This window comes from Sphingomonas rubra (genome assembly GCF_900115745.1).
Classification (GTDB): Bacteria; Pseudomonadota; Alphaproteobacteria; order Sphingomonadales; family Sphingomonadaceae; genus Sphingomonas; species Sphingomonas rubra.
This window is the reverse complement of record NZ_FOXP01000015.1, coordinates 1-14638: the sequence shown is the minus strand read 5'-3', so window position 1 is coordinate 14638 and position 14638 is coordinate 1. Positions and strand designations below refer to the sequence as shown.

The following is a 14638-nucleotide window of genomic DNA, read 5'->3' as shown; positions in this document are numbered from 1 at the left end:
CCTGACTGACCTGGTGCCGCTTTCTGGTCGTTCTGGCTTTACCCATATGCTCGGCGCGCTAAGATGCTGCTGACCGATACGCGGAAGGGTGAAAGCGATGCGGAAGGTTCGCGATTATAATGCCGAACTGAAAGCGCTGGGTGACAAGGCCCGCGCTTTGAAGGCGAAGCGGGTCGAACAGCTCGGCCAGCTCGTTGCCGCGACCGGGGCCGATGCGCTCGACATGGAAATGCTCGCCGGCGCGCTGCTCGATGCCGTTGCGTCGAAGGATGCGGAAGCGAAGGAGGCTTGGCGCGCGAAGGGCTCCACTTTCTTTCAACGGCGCGGGCGCAAAGCTGGGCGGACTGCTGACGGCAACGGCGACAGCGCAGGTACGCAACCGGGCGCTGATCCAGCGTCTGGAAGCGGCACGGCGTCGGACTGATACGCGGGGCTGGGTCTTGGCTCGGCGCGAACGCACCCGCCACCTGATCGAGCTGGGCGGCCTCGTCCAGAAGGCTGGCCTGGTCGATCTCGCCGACGACGATCGCGCAACGATTTACGGCGCGCTGCTGGAGCTGGTCGGCCGCGCTCGCGGCGAGGCCGGCGACTCGCTTGCGCTCTGGAAGCGGCGCGGCAAACGCGCGTTCGATGCGGAAAACAATGTGGAGGAGCTGTCTTGAGGAAGACTCTATGGGCCTTGCCGCTCTGCGTCATCATCGCCGGTTGCGGTCGAGGCCCTGCCGATCCGCAAGGCCTCGAAACCGGTGAGACTTTGTTGACGGTAACAGGCACCGGACGCACCGAAGCCGCGCCCGACCAGGCGCTGTTCACCGCCGGCCTGTCGAGCGTGGCGGCTGATGCGAAATGCGCCAGCGCGAAGAATGCGGAAGCCATGAGCCGGATCACGGCCGCCCTTGCCCGGCTGAACGTGCCCGCGCGCGATATCCAGACGCGCAGCCTGTCGGTCAATCGCTTGGACTATGGCCCCAACAAGGGCCGCTTCGAGGCGAGCAATACCCTCACCGTGCGGATGCGTGACACGGCGCGGGTCGGTGAGGCGATCGCCGCCGTCACCGATGCCGGCGCGAACATCGTGTCTGGCCCCGACCTCTCCGTTACCGATCCCGAGAAGGCGAACCTGAGCGGCTATGATGCTGCCTACAAGTCTGCCCGCGCCAAGGCCGCTGGCCTGCGCATCGACCGAGTGCTCGCGATCCACGATGGCGGCCAGGGCGGCTACATGCCGCAAATGGGGGCAATGGATGCCCGCATGGTCGCGCCGCCGCCCGTGTCTGTGCAGGCGGAACAGGCGTCGGCTACTGTAATGGCGGGGACCAATGCCGGAATGGTGACGGTGCGCGTGAACTTCGCGCTGGCCCCCAAATGAACACCTAGCCACCATACCGCGAGAAAGGATGAAGCCGTGACGCCCCTCCTCGACCTCGATGCGATACGCCGGGAGGTTCGCGCGCTGGAGTTTGAGCGCGGCACGCCGGCTGATGTGGCGGAATGGCGCGAAGCCGATGCCGAATCCCGCGCCAACCTCGCGATCGAGGGCATGACGCTGAGCGGGGATGACGAGGCGCTGTTCGACATGCTGCGCGACGAGGCGGTGCCCCCTCCCCTCGCCACGCAAATCATCCTCAAGCTGCTCGGGCATCCCGACGCCGATCCGGCGCTTGCGATTACGCCGCTGGAACAGGCCTGCTGATGGCTGGTCCGCTCATCGGCGGGCGGCGGCCGATCAGCTGGCGGCTCGCGATCGTCGTCTCGTTCGTCGCGGCCTATGCGACCGCGCGATGGCTGGAAGGCATCTTCGGCGTCGGGCAGATTTCCGGCACGGTGTCGTTCCTGGTCCTGGTCGGACTGATCGGCGCGACCTGGTGGATCAACAGCCGCGCCGGCAAGCGCCGGAACGAGCTGCTGGGCTCGGCCCGCTTCGGCGACCGCGCCGACGTGCGCAAGCTGGAGGCGAACGGGGATCTCCTGATCGGCCGCGCCAAGGAATCCGGCAAGCTGCTCCACTATGACGGCGCGGCGCACCTGCTGACGATCGCACCCACCCGCTCGGGCAAGGGCGTGGGCACGATCATCCCCAACCTGCTGCTGCTCGACCGCTCGGTGGTCTGCATCGACCCTAAGGGCGAGAATGCCCGCGTCACAGCCCGTGGGAGGGCCAGCAAAGGCGCTGTGTGGTGCCTGGACCCCTTCGGCGTCTCCGGGCGTCCTGCGGCCCGCTACAACCCCCTGGCGCAGCTTGATCCCGCAAGCCCGGACCTGGCGGAAGATGCGCAGACGATCGCCGACGCGCTGGTCCACGATGCGCCGGGACAATCGGGCGAGGCGCACTGGAACGAGGAAGCCAAGGCGCTGATCGCCGGCGTGATCCTGCACACCGTCGTCCACGAACCCCCTGCCCGCGCGACGCTCGCCACCGTGCGCGACAAGCTCACCCGCGATCCCGCCGGCTTCGCCGCGCTGCTGGCAGACATGCAAGCCAGCAGCGGCGCGCACGGCCTGATCGCACGCGCCGCCAACCGTCACCTCGGCAAGTCCGATCGCGAGGCCGCCGGCGTGCTGTCCTCGGCGCAGCGCCACACCCACTTTCTCGATAGCCCGCGCCTGGTCGAAAGCACGTCCGCCTCCGATTTCCGCTTCGCGGACCTGAAGGAGCGGCCCGGGACCGTGTTCCTGTGCCTGCCGCCGGATCGACTCGATACCTATGCTCGCTGGCTGCGGCTGCTGGTCGCGCAGGCCGTCACCGATATGGCGCGCTCCCCTGCCCGGCCGGAACGCCCGGTGCTGTTCCTGCTCGATGAGTTCGCCGCCCTCGGCCGACTGGAGCCGGTGGAGCGCGCGATGGGGTTGATGGCCGGCTATGGCCTCCAGCTCTGGCCGATCCTCCAGGACATGCACCAGCTCCGTGCGCTCTATGGCGAGCGCGCCGACACCTTCCTGTCCAACGCCGGCGTGATCCAGACATTCGGGGTCAACGATCACGCCACCGCCGACATGCTCTCGCGCACGATCGGCGACACGACATTGGAATATGCGACCCTCAGTACGTCGCGCGGCACGGGCTGGGGTGAAAATCGCGCCGGTCCCTCGGAAAGCGTCAGCACGCATGTCACGGCGCGGCGGCTCGTGACGCCCGACGAGATCATGCGGATGCCGGCCGACACGCTCCTGTTGCTGCGCCAGGGCGAACGCCCGCTGTGGGCCGGCAAGGTTCGCTACTATGCCGAGCGCGAGTTCGCCGGCCTGTTCGATCCGGCGTGATCGCACACGCCGGCCCGGAAGATCGAAAAGTGAGCTTTGGGGTAGCGCCTCATCGCCCTCTCTGCCGGCGGAACGCTGAAGGCACACACCGCCAGTTTCGCTTGGCTTCTTTCGGAAGCCCTGCGGCCGATAGGCCGCTCTAGTGACGGCGTTAGCCGGCACGGATCGAAGGCGCATTGGCCGTAGGCCAATTCCGCTTGCCCTTCTCAGGTTGACGGTTTTGGGTGAGCCCTGTCGTTAAGAGATTCTGTTAAATAGGAATCGTTAAACAAGTTAAGCCGCTCAAAAAGCGGAATCTTGCTTTGTTTATCAACTGCTTGCCAGCCGGCCCGGTGGGTGAAACCCCGTGATTCGGTGTGTGATACCCCGATAGTGCGGTGGGTGATACCCCGACGCCAAGGTGGGTGAAACCCCGAGACTCTGGAGCCGAAAAGGGGCCTCCGGTGCCAGTTATCCACAGCCTGGCTGGTGGCTCCGGCATCGCCCGAAGCATGTCAGGGTTCAGGCAGCATCGCTGGCCGGTGTGTGAAACCCCGATAGTTGGGCTTGCGGTGTGTGAAACCCCGATAGTCAGCGGCGGCCGGCAAGCCGGTCCATCTGTGCATCGACTTCCTCGGCCCGCTTGCGCTCGGCGTCGAAACGGGCGCGCCGCTCCTCCTCGGCGCGCATTCTCTCGGCGAGTGCCAGTGCCTCGGCCTCGCCGCGGAGCCTGAACAACACGGCCGGGCTTTTGTCCGTCGTCTCGGTCAGCTCCATCGCATAGTCGGGGAGCTGGTCGGCCTCGATCACCCGCCGAAGCATCCGGTTGAACTCCTTGGGCTGGGCATCGCTGCCGGTTTTGTCGCGAAGCACCTCTACCCGGCAAGTCCACCCACCGCGCTGCGTGCCGGCGTGCTTTCGCGCGATACGATAGAGCGCCCGCTCCAACCCTCCGGAGAGTAGGAAATAGTCGGGGTGCATGGTGAGCAGCGACTTCTCGTTGACGATGCCCTCATAGACCCAATCCGAGAGGGTCAGCGTCATGCCGCGCGGCTGCTCCGTTTCGGCGTCGGTGTCGAAGGTCCAGCTGTCGAGCCAGTTGAAGCCAGCCTTCTGCCGGCGCTTCGTCGCGCGGATCGAAGTTGTGATCGAAGTCGTCTGGAGCCGGAGGAGCGCAGCTTGCAGCTCCTGATAGTCCCTGCCCCCTGTGCTGCGCTTGATCGCCCGCAGTAGGTCGTAGGGCGTGGTTGTCAGCGTGCGGGGCAGATCGTTCAGCCCCTGCTGCTTCATGCGGTTGAGCGTGGACGCGGCCCATATCAGGATATCGGCGTCCCAGATCGTGGCCATGCCGTAGTCGGGAATGGCCTGCACGCGCACCCAGGCCTCGCCATCCGGGCTGCGATACTCGATCGGCTTCAGCCGCTTGCGCTTCTGGAGCGAGAAGAACGGGCGCTCCATGACCTCCCGCTGGTCCTTGAGCGGAAGATCGCCGAGCGCCGGAATGAACAGGTCGAACTCGGGATTGGGATCACGCCGCTTGCTCACGGCGCGAACCTGGTGTGTCCCCGCTGGACCAGATACTGGCGCAGCAACCGCTCGGTGATGACGGTAAGGGGCTCCCCGCCCTCCTCGACGCTGAGCTGGCGCAGTGTGCGGTGCATGTCTTCGGGAATGTGGATCAGCACCGGCTTCTTGCCAGGATGGCTGCTGCGCCGGGCAGGTACTGCCGGGGCCGACGTGTCCGCCGCACGCCGCGACCGACGCGGGACGGCAGGCTGCGGCGCGGGAGTTGCATCGGCAACGGGAGCCGGTGCCGGTGCCTCGGGCTCGTCATCGAAGATGCCGGCGAGCGCGGAAGTTTTCTTCGCCATCATCCAACCTCGCTTACTTGCTTAGTCGTAAAGCCGCTTAGTCGCTTAGCCTCATCATAGGCGGCGCGCAACTCGGTCGCCGCCTTGCTGTCCGGGTCCGTCTCGGCCGCCGTTCTGCCGAGCGGCGTGGCCTTGTAGAAATCCTTGCGGAAGTGGAGGCGGCTGTCGAACATCGTCACGCCCTTCGCCGCGAAACCGGCATGGGCCTCCTGCCCCTCCCCGCCCTGATGCGGAACCTGCGTCAGTATAACAGCGAACGGCGTGCCTGCCTGCTGCACCTGCTTGACGGTCTGCAACACCGAATGAACGTCCAGCCCTCGCGGCGCGACAGGGATGATGACGAAATCCGCCTGCTCGGCTGCGAGCATGGCAATGTCCTTGGAGTTCGCCGGCGTGTCGATGATGATGAGGTCGATCTTGCCGCTGCTGCGCCCGCGCGAGACGTGGAGCGGCAGACCGGCAACGCTGCTGTCCTTCACCATCACGTCGTCCTCGTCGCGGCGTTCGGACCAGTAGAGCGCCGATCCCTGGCGATCGTCGGCATCGAGGATAACGACCGACGCCCCCTCCCGCGTCGCCTCGACGGCGAATCCGGTTGAGAGGGTGGTTTTGGATTGCCCGCCCTTTTGCGCGATGACGGCCCATACTTGCATAGCTGCTGCTCCTACTAAGCGGCTAAGCGGCTTATGGAGCTTAGCCGCTTAGTCGTAAAGGGCATTAGTCGCTTAGTCACGTCCGTCCTCAGTTTCGTCGCCGATCAGATCGTGGCGCATCGGGCCATGCCCCCTCAACCGGGCACAAAGGTGCGCCCACTGTCTCCAGCCATTTGCGCGCGGTCCTGACGGTATAGCCGCACGTCGAGCACTCGCATTTCAGCATCCGCGCCGCCTGCTTCCTGGGCCGAGTGGTCGCGCTGCCTGTATCGAGTCTGGCATGGGGGAGGTGACCGACCGCAGCCAAGATCGCCGCTTCACGCGAGAACGGCCGCAAGAGCGGGTAGCCTCGGAAACCGCTGGCTGCTGGAGCCTAAAAGGGCGAAAAGCAGTTTGTCGCTTAACAGCTTATTCGCTTAGTCAATGTCGCAAATATTCTGACTTCCCAGCGTCGCCGCTTCTGCGACAACGCTGGGGCGAGAAGGAACAGCCTTAGTCATCAACAACCGTCAGCTCAGCGCAATGGCACCGATTGCCGCCCCAATCGCCAGCACAACCGGCGTGGCGAGCTTGCTCTTCCACCGGTACATAATCGCCAGCGAGACCGCGAAGATGAGCGCGCTTACGATCAGGTTCGGCGTGCGTGCGCCCGTGGTTCGGGCAAGATCAACAACGGTGACCACAATCAGGCCGACGACGCCGGCCGCCACGCCCGCCAGGAAGAGTTGCAATCGCTTATGTTCGACCACCGCTTCCAGTCGATCGTAGAGCAGGAGCGAGAACGCGAAGGCGGGCAAAAACATGCCAGCGGTCATGGCAAGCGCGCCAGCAAGGCCGCCGCTGATCCAACCCACGAAGGTAGCGAAGATCACGAGGGGGGCTGGCAGGATGCCCGACAGACCCAAGCCATCAAGGAACTGCGCGTCGGTCATCCATCCCCGGCCGACCGTATCGTTGCGGATGAACGGGATGGCGGTGTAGGCTCCGCCGAAGGTCAGGAGTCCACCCTTCAATCCCGCCCAGAACAGCGCGGCGATGGCAGGCGCTGGTTCCTTGGTGCCCGTCATTATTTCGGCACCCCCGGGACTTCCTGCCCAGGTCAGAGCCGCCAGGCCAACGGCAAGCGCGACCACGACCGCGGCGAGCGCGTAGCGCCCGGTTGATCCGAGCGCGTAGGCCGCGCCGGCCGCCGGAAGCACGATCCAGAAGCTGACGCCGGCGAGCGAGGCGGCCGCCGCCGCAATCGCTGCGGCCCAAAGCCACGGGTCGAACAAGATGTGCTCACCGATGCGATGGACCGCGCGGACAATGACGGCGATCACCGCTGCTTGGATGCCCAAGAATGCGGCTCCGAGGAGCGTTCCTTGAATCGGGAGCCGCGTGTACGCCCAGGCAAGCGCGAGCATGAGCACGAGGCCGGGCAACATAAAGCCGAGCCCTGCCAGAAGGCCGCCCAGTCGCCCCTTGGCGCGGATGCCGAGATGGACGCAGAGTTCATGCGCCTCCGGCCCGGGAAGCACCTGCATAACTGCGAGCAGCTTGTTGAATCGGTCGCTGGGTATCCAGCGTTCCTCGTCCACCAGCTCGCGCCGGATCATTGCGATCTGCGCTACGGGGCCGCCGAACGCCATCATGCCGAAGCGCAAGAAGCGCAAGAATAGCGCGGGATAACTTAGCTCTGGCGGCTGGGCTTCATCCAGAGCCGCGCTCGCCGGGGCAGGATGTTCGATGCTCGACATGTCCTGCTCCCCTTATGCGCCGCGTCGCTTGGTGAAATGTGCGTAGAAGCCATCGAGCGCGCCCGACCCTTGGGCAATGCGCTCGTTGTCGCCGTCGGTGCTCGCGCAGATGCCATTGATGAGCGCGGCGATGCCGGCGGTCTCCGGCCTACCGAACTTGTCGTCGGCGATGTCGAGGTCGTGGATGATCTCGGCAAGTGCAACGAGCGCCTGATCGCCGTCGAGCCCCGTCCGATATGTCAGCGTTTCGAAGGTGCAGTGGTCGCCTTCGTGCGTGAACTCCGCGTCCGCCATGTCGAAGCGAAGCTCGCCGGGCTCGGGCTGGTAGTCCTTGCCGTCCACGAACTTGAAGCTGGGGCTCGGGTCGATGAACCGGCGGATAAGCCAGGCCGAGGCGATGCGATCGACATGCACGTGCCGGCGCGTGACCCAAGTGCGGCCTTTCAGCTCCGCCGGCGTCAGCTCCGGCGCTCCCGGCCCGCTCACGTCCGGGTGGCGGCCGGCGCGCCCCTCCGCTTGGGCTATCGCGGCGTCCGCCGCCTGCCGTCCATGCGCGCCGAAGAAGTCGACCGCTGCGATCTCGTCCAGGCGTTTACGCAGGCGGCGGACGTCGGCGGACGACACGTATTCCGCCTTGGCGATCATACGCGCTTCGCGCGCCAACTCCTCGTAATCCGCGTCGCGGGCCGCGTCGAACACGGCGCGAAGCTCCGCATCAACCATCCCCTCAACTAGCCGGGCTTTCAGGATCAACGCCTCGCCACCCCCTGCGGTGATCTCCGCTCTGAGTTCCTCGAAGAGCGCGCGGGTGTCGTCGCGAGCAGGGAGCGCGTGAACGGCATTCTTGAGGGGAGCGGCTCCCATTGCTTGCAAGCGCCGCCAGACCCGCACGCGCAGATAGGCGGGCTTGGCCGGGAGCTGTGGGATCAGGAGCAGCCAGTCACGGGGCTCGGGCGAAGAAGCATCAGCCATGAAGCAACTGTAACATAGCGACGCAACGAACGTACACTTGTATCGTTTGCTTGGGTGGATTAATAGTTGGGGTGAGGAGACCGCAATGCGAGCTGTTGGATCAGGTGCTGCCGCCATGCTGGCGTGCCTGGCGTGCCCAGCGGCCTCGTCTGCCGCGGCCCAACCTCGCTATGAGACGGTTACGCAGTTCTATCGGACGTGTGTCGACGAGACGAAAAGGAAGGTGAACGGTCGGTGCGAAGCGTATCTCGCTGGTGCCGCCGAGACGCTTTCCGCTTTCGGCAACGGCGGCAGCGAAGCCGGAATCTGCGGCCGGGGCGTCCGATCGGGCGAGCTGAGCCGTATCTTCCCGGCGTGGGCGGTAGAGAACCGTCACGCAGCCAACCTGCCCCGGTTGGCGGGTGTGACGATGGCGCTACGCCAGCGCTTCCCATGCCGACAAACCAATTGAGATCGAGGAGAGAAGCATTGCGTCACTTGTTGCTCCCGCTGGCGATCGCGCTCGCCGCACCGGCCGCCGCCCAGACAAACCCGCAAGCGACACCGCCCGAGGCGCACGGCGACAGGTGGGCGCTCGTGGACAAGAGCCTCGGCCGAGCGGGAACGACGCAGCCCGACGGCGTTCGCCGGTATGGGTTCCCGCGCAGCGATCTTAACGTCCAGCTCGACGGTGTGGCAATCAAGCCGGCGCTTGCCCTCGGCTCCTGGGCGGCGTTCCACCCCATGGGCAATGACGTGATGGTCATGGGTGACCTCGTGCTGACGCATGAGGAGGTAAATCCGGTCATGAGCCGGTTGCTGGCATCCGGCTTCACGATCACCGCGCTCCACAACCATCTGCTTCGTTCCGCGCCCGCGACCATGTACATGCACATCGGCGGCCATGGTGACCCCGTGAAGCTTGCGGCCGCCCTCCGTGAAGCGCTCGCCGCCAGCCGGACACCGATGACGGCACCATCCAGGGATTCGCAACCGCCGTCCGCCGGCGCGGGGTCGTCGCAGCCAATCGCCCTCGACACCGCCGCGCTTGACCGGCTGATGGATGGCAAGGGTAAGCCCAACGGTGGGGTCTATCAGTTCAGCTTTCCCCGCGCGGAGAAGCTGAGCGACGGCGGCATGCCCGCGCCAGCGTCCATGGGCACCGCAACCGCGATCAACTTCCAGCCGACCGGCTCGGGCCGGGCGGCGATCACCGGTGACTTCGTGCTCACCGCCGCCGAGGTCGATCCCGTGCTCCGCGCACTACGCGCGGGGGGCATCGAGGTCACCGCGCTTCACAATCACATGCTGGATGACCAGCCCCGGCTCTTCTTCATGCACTTTTGGGCGAATGACGACGCCCAGAAGCTCGCACGCGGGCTCCGTGCAGCACTGGATAAAACCAATGTGCAACGGAGCTGACCTATGACACGAAACTGGTGGACGGCGCTGTTCGCCGCAGCCGCGCTGGCGCCTACAGGCGCGCTCGCTCAAGACGAAACGCCGAGCGATATGCAGGGTCTGGCGCTGCTCACGAGCTGCCGGGCAGGCGAGTCGGGCTGCGGAGCTTACCTTCAGGGCATCGTTGACATGATGATCGCCCAGCAGAGTGTCTGTAATCCGCCTCGTTATAACCGTCACCGGTTGCGGACCGCCTATGTGCGCTGGGCGGAAGTCAACACGTACTTCCATGACAAGCACATGATGGCGGGCGCGGAGCGCGCGATGAGTGAGACCTGGCCGTGTCCGTCGAACTCACCACGATGACGATACCTAGTGTCACAACCGGTCATTTTTCTGAACAGCCGTGCTCGACCGAGTCAACGGTGGCTTTCAGGCGCCCATCAGCGCGAGCGGAACGACAGAGAATGGATCGCAGCGGCCACGGCTTGTCGCGGAAGTCCTGATTTCTGCAGCGACGAGAAAGCGAGCTGCTTGCGACGGCGGGGCGCTGTCGTAAAAACCTGCTGCAAAAAGGTAGCGTAGGACCACCGAGCTAAGAATCAAAAAGGCCCGCCAGAGGCGGGCCTTGAGGCTCCTTTGACGATGAGGGGGGGCTTGCGCCCGCGTTCTCAAAGCCGGAGATGCCGATATAGCGATGTTGACGGCATCGTCAACTTTCTGCTGACAGGATTCAACGTTGCCCTTCACCCTCGACCAACTCCACGAGTTGCCGATCGTTATCTCCGCTCCCCGCTTCGCAACCTACCTGCAGGCGATGGGCAATGATCGGGAACGAGCACTGGAGATGTACGAGTGGAACCTGGACCTCTCCGCTGCTCTGATCGTCCCGCTGCAGGTCTGCGAGGTCGCGATGCGGAACGGCATCGCGGAAGCAATCGAAGCCGTGCACGGAGCAAACTGGCCGTGGAACAACGGCTTCATCCGCAGCCTTCCGCGACCCAAGCGGCAGACCGACTACAATCCGGCTTCAGACCTGATGCGCTGCGCTGCTCCCAACAACAGGCAAGATTATTGCCGAACTGAAGTTCGCCTTCTGGGAGAAGATTTTTACCGCTGGCCAGGATAGCCGCATCTGGAACGCCCATTTTCGTGCCTGCTTCCCTGGCGCACCGGCCGCGCAAACCATCGCACAATGCCGCGTCGTCGCTCACACCGATTTGCGCATCATACGACGGCTCCGAAACCGGATCGCGCACCATGAGCCGATCTTCACCCGGAATATCGCTGACGATTACCAGCGCATCCACGACATGATCGCCTGGCGTAGCCAGACCGCTGCCGCCTGGATGGACAACAAGCAATCGGTTCTCGCGCTGCTGCCTCGCCGACCATAGCTGCTCGCTCCTCAACGCGGCTTAAAAGCCGCGGTTGATGAGGCGTTGCACCTTCTCCATTTCCCTGGCGGCCCGCATCATTGGACTGTCCTGCAGTTCACGCATCAAACGCACCGTTGGGTTGTTCTGAAGCTCCTCGATGGCGCGCATCGTGGGGCTGTTCCGAAACTCCTCGATCGCTCGCAAGGCCGGGCTTTCCTGGTAGCGACGGGCCGCCTCCTGAGCCGCCCGCATACCCGGGCTGTTCATCATCTCCTGGGCGGCGCGGAAACCTGGCCCCAGCGCCTCCTGCATCTTCCGGTGTGCTTCCACGATGTTGCGGCCCGTGCGGGGCGAGTAGGGCGCGCTCACGCGGTGTGCCGGCATCGATGCGGCTGCACGCCTGGCCTGAGCCTCCACCATATACTCGGCCTTGCCGGCCTTCCACTTCACCTGCAGCCGCCGAATGTTCGACGGCTCGGGCTTATCGAGAGCACGCCGGATCGCGGTCGTTGGCCGAAGCGACGGGTTCGCCACGATCATGTCCGCGACCTTCTTGAGGGTGGGACCGTCGTCCAGGCCGGTGCCAACCGGCCGGCCACGGCTCCGCTTGTTGCTATTCATGGTTCATCCTTTCGTTTGCTGCGCAGCAAGATGACCGCGAAATTGGCAAGTTCAAGCGATAAGAAATCAAGATAAATAGCGAGGATAAATAGGGATGATAATTGGCATGACTGCAGCGACAGCGAGGATAATTCCCAACATTATCCTCGCTGCCGCTACGGTCGGCCGCGCAGACTCTCTCGTGCCTCGCTGAAAACCACCAACCGCTCGGGCTCTGCCGCAAACCAGGCGTAGCTACCCCATGCAAGGCTATCGACCGTCTTCTTGAACGGTCCGGCGCTACGGTCGAGATAGGCGGTCACGAACGCGACATGCTCAGCCGGGAAGCCGGCTTCGGCGACAAGCTCCTCCAGCGCGTCCTTGCGACGCTGACTGATTGGTCCATCGGTCGCGACCACCTCTACGAACACCAGCAGCGGATGCACCGGCCCAAGGTCGACTAGGATCGTGTCGGGCAGGTTCTTGTCGGCCTGGATCGCGAGGCCAATCGATCGCGCTAGCGCATCGTCGCGCGCGACCACCTTGTTCCCGCTCTCGCTGAGGAACACCACGGCAGGGGCGGTGAGAAAGGCGGGCGCAAACACCTCCACCACTGCCTTGGTGATTTCGGAACTCGGCCCCGGCTTCATTCGGCGCGTCTCCCCATTGGGGAAGGTGACAAGCACCTGGTCCGCGCTGGCGCCCGCGCCCTGGCGCACAATCGCCAATCGGGCGAGCGCGCCCTTGTTCAGCGCTTCAGCCTGCCACGTCGCAATGCGAGCCTGCAGCGCCTCGCCGGTGAGGGCAGGATCGAACAATGCGGCAAAGCTCGCCTTCAGAGCGTAGCGCGGCTTGCTCGATGTGGTGGGAAGGTCCGTGCGCTCAATCACGGCACCGATTGCCACCAGCCCCTCGCGCAAGGTCTCGTCGCGGATCGGCTCACGGGTGTTGTCTTGATACCAGCGCCGACCCTCGGTCTGGCTGCCAGTACGTAAGACCCCTGTCGCATAGGCGCTGCGGCTCGCATCATCGACAAGAACCGCCTGCTCGTCGGTCATGCGATAGACGTGCTTGGGACCAAGCATCGTCCCGCTGCCCTCGATCGCGTCGATATAGAGCGCGACGAACACCGTGCTCGCAGCCAGCATCCGGGTCAGATAGGCGCGGTTGGGCGCGCCATCGGGGAAGATCTCCTGCAGGCGGGCGTGAACGTCATCGCGGGTCAGCATCGGCATCATGGCGCAACCTGCCCATAAAGCCGCGCGAGTTCGTCCTCGATCTCGGCACTGCAGGCTCCGCGGCCAACCAGCGCCTCCACCTGTCTCATCGCCGCAGGAGAGGGCAGGGGCAGCGCCTCCATCTCAAACGCCGACACGGCAACGCTACCGTTGATGCAGCGGAAGAGCTGGTCAACGATCCGGCTGTTCAGCACCGCCGCAACCGTCGCTGGCGATACGGCAGGACGTGCGACCGGGCGGACCATGTTCAGATGGTTCTCGACCACCACACCGCCGTGCTGGGCAATGAAGTCAGCCGGCAACTCGGCCGCGATCAGCCGACGTGCCTGCTCCTTGGAGGTGGTGCGCTGAACGAGGACGCACGCCTCCTCGACCAATAGCCAGGCGTCGCCACGCTCGATCTTGAAATAGGGCGCGTGATTGCGCTTCTCGGCTCGGAACGCGAACCGGCCGTCAGCAGACACGGCTTCGGCCCATATGAGCGGATGCACGCCGCGGGCAGAGCGCTGCCGCATCTGGTCCTTATAGCGGTTCCACACCAAGGGACCGGTGGACACGCTGTAGCCCCAATCGGCAAGCCGCGCCGGCATGGCCTCCGCCTTGGCGATCAGGGCACTGTGGCGCGGCTCACGCGGCGCAAGCCAAGGTTGCGATGCGGGGGAGGGGAGCCCGATCGTGCCGTTGCGGATAAGGCGTGCCTCGCGCTCGCTCGTAACCTCGACATAATGGACCTGAGCGCGCCCGGGCTTGGCGCCGCGGCGATAGGCGGCCAGCAACGTCTCCTGCAGCACGTCCTCGAACACGCCGCGACGGGTATGAACGAAGTCGATTGCGGCCGGGGGAGCCTCCTTCGCCATCAGCTCGCGCAGCGCGGAATAGTAATGGCCGGACAGGAAACTGGTGGGGGTGAGATAGGCGATCGTGCCACCCTTCTTGGTCCAGCGCACGGCAATGTCGGTGAAGACGCCATAGAGGTTGGCGTGGCCGTAGAGGCCGCGCGCGAAGCGTTGGCGCTGCGCCGGAGTGAGGGTGACGCGCCCATAGGGCGGGTTACCAATCACCAGGTCAAAGCGGGCGCTAGGCGCCTCCTCCAGCGTGTCGGCTACGCGCACGACAGTCGGCGCGGGGCGACCTGCAGCCGAAGTCACGTCCGCCAGCAACAGCTCGATCGCGTTCTGCCCGAAGCCGGCGGCATATGGGTCCAGCTCCAGCCCGACCAGGCGCGTGCCGATCTGCCGTAGCACGAACGCCGGCTCGGCTTCGGGAAGCGCGGCAATCATCCGTTCGGCTGCAGGCAACAGGAACGCGCCCCCGCCGCTCGCCGGGTCCAGCACGCGAGCGCGGGTCCAGTCGATCCCCTGTTCCTCGGCCATGTCGAGCAAGCGGTTCGCTAGCGCCGGCGGGGTGTAGAACGCCCCCAATGCCCCACGCTCCCGTGCGGCCAGCAAGGTCGTGTAGAGGCCCGTCAGGAAATAGACGGCCTCGGTGATCGGCAGCGGTGCAGCCTCGCGGCCCACCACCTGCGCCAGCTCGGCAACGGCACGGTCGAGCCGGCCATAAGGCTTG

The 14638-nt window shown here is 65.1% G+C and carries 17 protein-coding genes and 1 pseudogene; 9 read left to right on the top strand and 9 right to left on the bottom strand.

The features are described from left to right. Positions 1 to 97 precede the first annotated feature (97 nt). Genes BM145_RS14930 through BM145_RS14910 form a run of 5 tightly spaced genes read left to right on the top strand, consistent with a single transcriptional unit; the run spans position 98 to position 3261 of the window. On the top strand, positions 98 to 424 hold the full coding sequence (locus BM145_RS14930; RefSeq protein ID WP_064311334.1) for a conjugal transfer protein TraD: 327 nt from the start codon (positions 98 to 100) through the stop codon (positions 422 to 424). Between the two features lie 16 nt (positions 425 to 440). Continuing rightward, positions 441 to 662 (top strand): conjugal transfer protein TraD, encoded by a 222-nt coding sequence (locus BM145_RS14925; RefSeq protein WP_024021606.1) that lies wholly within the window; start codon positions 441 to 443, stop codon positions 660 to 662. After that, a complete protein-coding gene (locus BM145_RS14920) occupies positions 659 to 1369 on the top strand; it encodes an SIMPL domain-containing protein (protein ID WP_245739398.1) in 711 nt (236 codons plus the stop codon). Before BM145_RS14925 ends, BM145_RS14920 begins: the two co-directional genes overlap by 4 nt. 36 nt (positions 1370 to 1405) lie before the next feature. Continuing rightward, positions 1406 to 1693 carry a hypothetical protein gene (locus BM145_RS14915; RefSeq protein ID WP_024021608.1) on the top strand — a complete coding sequence of 96 codons (288 nt, stop codon included), beginning with the start codon at positions 1406 to 1408 and terminating at the stop codon, positions 1691 to 1693. Continuing rightward, on the top strand, positions 1693 to 3261 hold the full coding sequence (locus BM145_RS14910; protein WP_093334454.1) for a type IV secretory system conjugative DNA transfer family protein: 1569 nt from the start codon (positions 1693 to 1695) through the stop codon (positions 3259 to 3261). The genes BM145_RS14915 and BM145_RS14910 overlap by 1 nt, the downstream gene beginning before the upstream one ends. A 570-nt stretch (positions 3262 to 3831) precedes the next feature. Here BM145_RS14910 and BM145_RS14905 read toward each other — a convergent pair. From BM145_RS14905 to BM145_RS14880, 6 genes and pseudogenes are all read right to left on the bottom strand, one after another. Continuing rightward, positions 3832 to 4785: a replication initiator protein A gene (locus BM145_RS14905; RefSeq protein ID WP_024021610.1), complete on the bottom strand. Its 954-nt coding sequence runs from the start codon at positions 4783 to 4785 to the stop codon at positions 3832 to 3834. Then, positions 4782 to 5114 carry a hypothetical protein gene (locus BM145_RS14900; RefSeq protein ID WP_245739397.1) on the bottom strand — a complete coding sequence of 111 codons (333 nt, stop codon included), beginning with the start codon at positions 5112 to 5114 and terminating at the stop codon, positions 4782 to 4784. Before BM145_RS14900 ends, BM145_RS14905 begins: the two co-directional genes overlap by 4 nt. After that, positions 5111 to 5764, bottom strand: a complete 654-nt coding sequence (locus BM145_RS14895; RefSeq protein WP_093334453.1) for a ParA family protein — start codon at positions 5762 to 5764, stop codon at positions 5111 to 5113. Before BM145_RS14895 ends, BM145_RS14900 begins: the two co-directional genes overlap by 4 nt. 72 nt (positions 5765 to 5836) lie before the next feature. Next, positions 5837 to 6080: pseudogene (locus BM145_RS16460) on the bottom strand (transcription elongation protein SprT); the annotation flags it as partial. A gap of 193 nt (positions 6081 to 6273) precedes the next feature. After that, complete coding sequence (gene chrA, locus BM145_RS14885) at positions 6274 to 7503, bottom strand: chromate efflux transporter (RefSeq protein ID WP_024021613.1); 1230 nt, start codon at positions 7501 to 7503, stop codon at positions 6274 to 6276. 12 nt (positions 7504 to 7515) lie between these two features. Continuing rightward, a complete protein-coding gene (locus tag BM145_RS14880; protein WP_232318433.1) occupies positions 7516 to 8475 on the bottom strand; it encodes a chromate resistance protein ChrB domain-containing protein in 960 nt (319 codons plus the stop codon). Positions 8476 to 8560: 85 nt separating this feature from the next. On the opposite strand from BM145_RS14880, the gene BM145_RS16635 reads away from it, so the two are divergent. The 4 genes from BM145_RS16635 to BM145_RS16455 all read left to right on the top strand — a co-directional run bounded on the left by BM145_RS16635 (position 8561) and on the right by BM145_RS16455 (position 10984). After that, complete coding sequence (locus tag BM145_RS16635; protein ID WP_148564657.1) at positions 8561 to 8926, top strand: Rap1a/Tai family immunity protein; 366 nt, start codon at positions 8561 to 8563, stop codon at positions 8924 to 8926. Between the two features lie 17 nt (positions 8927 to 8943). After that, positions 8944 to 9876, top strand: a complete 933-nt coding sequence (locus BM145_RS14875) for a DUF1259 domain-containing protein (protein ID WP_037531219.1) — start codon at positions 8944 to 8946, stop codon at positions 9874 to 9876. Between the two features lie 3 nt (positions 9877 to 9879). Continuing rightward, positions 9880 to 10221: a Rap1a/Tai family immunity protein gene (locus tag BM145_RS15790; protein ID WP_024021617.1), complete on the top strand. Its 342-nt coding sequence runs from the start codon at positions 9880 to 9882 to the stop codon at positions 10219 to 10221. A gap of 373 nt (positions 10222 to 10594) precedes the next feature. After that, on the top strand, positions 10595 to 10984 hold the full coding sequence (locus BM145_RS16455) for a hypothetical protein (RefSeq protein WP_245739396.1): 390 nt from the start codon (positions 10595 to 10597) through the stop codon (positions 10982 to 10984). A 289-nt stretch (positions 10985 to 11273) separates the two neighbouring features. On the opposite strand, the gene BM145_RS14865 is transcribed toward BM145_RS16455, so the two are convergent. From BM145_RS14865 to BM145_RS14855, 3 genes are all read right to left on the bottom strand, one after another. Continuing rightward, positions 11274 to 11855, bottom strand: a complete 582-nt coding sequence (locus BM145_RS14865; RefSeq protein ID WP_064313107.1) for a hypothetical protein — start codon at positions 11853 to 11855, stop codon at positions 11274 to 11276. 155 nt (positions 11856 to 12010) lie between these two features. Continuing rightward, positions 12011 to 13072, bottom strand: coding sequence for a BsuBI/PstI family type II restriction endonuclease (locus BM145_RS14860; protein ID WP_064313106.1), 1062 nt, complete (start codon positions 13070 to 13072; stop codon positions 12011 to 12013). Further along, positions 13069 to 14638 (bottom strand): HsdM family class I SAM-dependent methyltransferase (locus BM145_RS14855; RefSeq protein WP_143090202.1); only part of this gene is annotated, 1570 nt, incomplete at its 5' end. The genes BM145_RS14860 and BM145_RS14855, both read right to left, overlap by 4 nt.

Excerpts from the sequence above, each read along its gene's own strand:
- BM145_RS14895 (WP_093334453.1), bottom strand. The coding sequence starts at position 5,764 with ATGCAAGTATGGGCCGTCATCGCGCAAAAGGGCGGGCAATCCAAAACC.
- chrA (WP_024021613.1), bottom strand. The coding sequence starts at position 7,503 with ATGTCGAGCATCGAACATCCTGCCCCGGCGAGCGCGGCTCTGGATGAA.
- BM145_RS14910 (WP_093334454.1), top strand. The coding sequence starts at position 1,693 with ATGGCTGGTCCGCTCATCGGCGGGCGGCGGCCGATCAGCTGGCGGCTC.
- BM145_RS15790 (WP_024021617.1), top strand. The coding sequence starts at position 9,880 with ATGACACGAAACTGGTGGACGGCGCTGTTCGCCGCAGCCGCGCTGGCG.
- BM145_RS14860 (WP_064313106.1), bottom strand. The coding sequence starts at position 13,072 with ATGATGCCGATGCTGACCCGCGATGACGTTCACGCCCGCCTGCAGGAG.
- BM145_RS14930 (WP_064311334.1), top strand. The coding sequence starts at position 98 with ATGCGGAAGGTTCGCGATTATAATGCCGAACTGAAAGCGCTGGGTGAC.
- BM145_RS14880 (WP_232318433.1), bottom strand. The coding sequence starts at position 8,475 with ATGGCTGATGCTTCTTCGCCCGAGCCCCGTGACTGGCTGCTCCTGATC.
- BM145_RS14865 (WP_064313107.1), bottom strand. The coding sequence starts at position 11,855 with ATGAATAGCAACAAGCGGAGCCGTGGCCGGCCGGTTGGCACCGGCCTG.
- BM145_RS16635 (WP_148564657.1), top strand. The coding sequence starts at position 8,561 with ATGCGAGCTGTTGGATCAGGTGCTGCCGCCATGCTGGCGTGCCTGGCG.
- BM145_RS14900 (WP_245739397.1), bottom strand. The coding sequence starts at position 5,114 with ATGATGGCGAAGAAAACTTCCGCGCTCGCCGGCATCTTCGATGACGAG.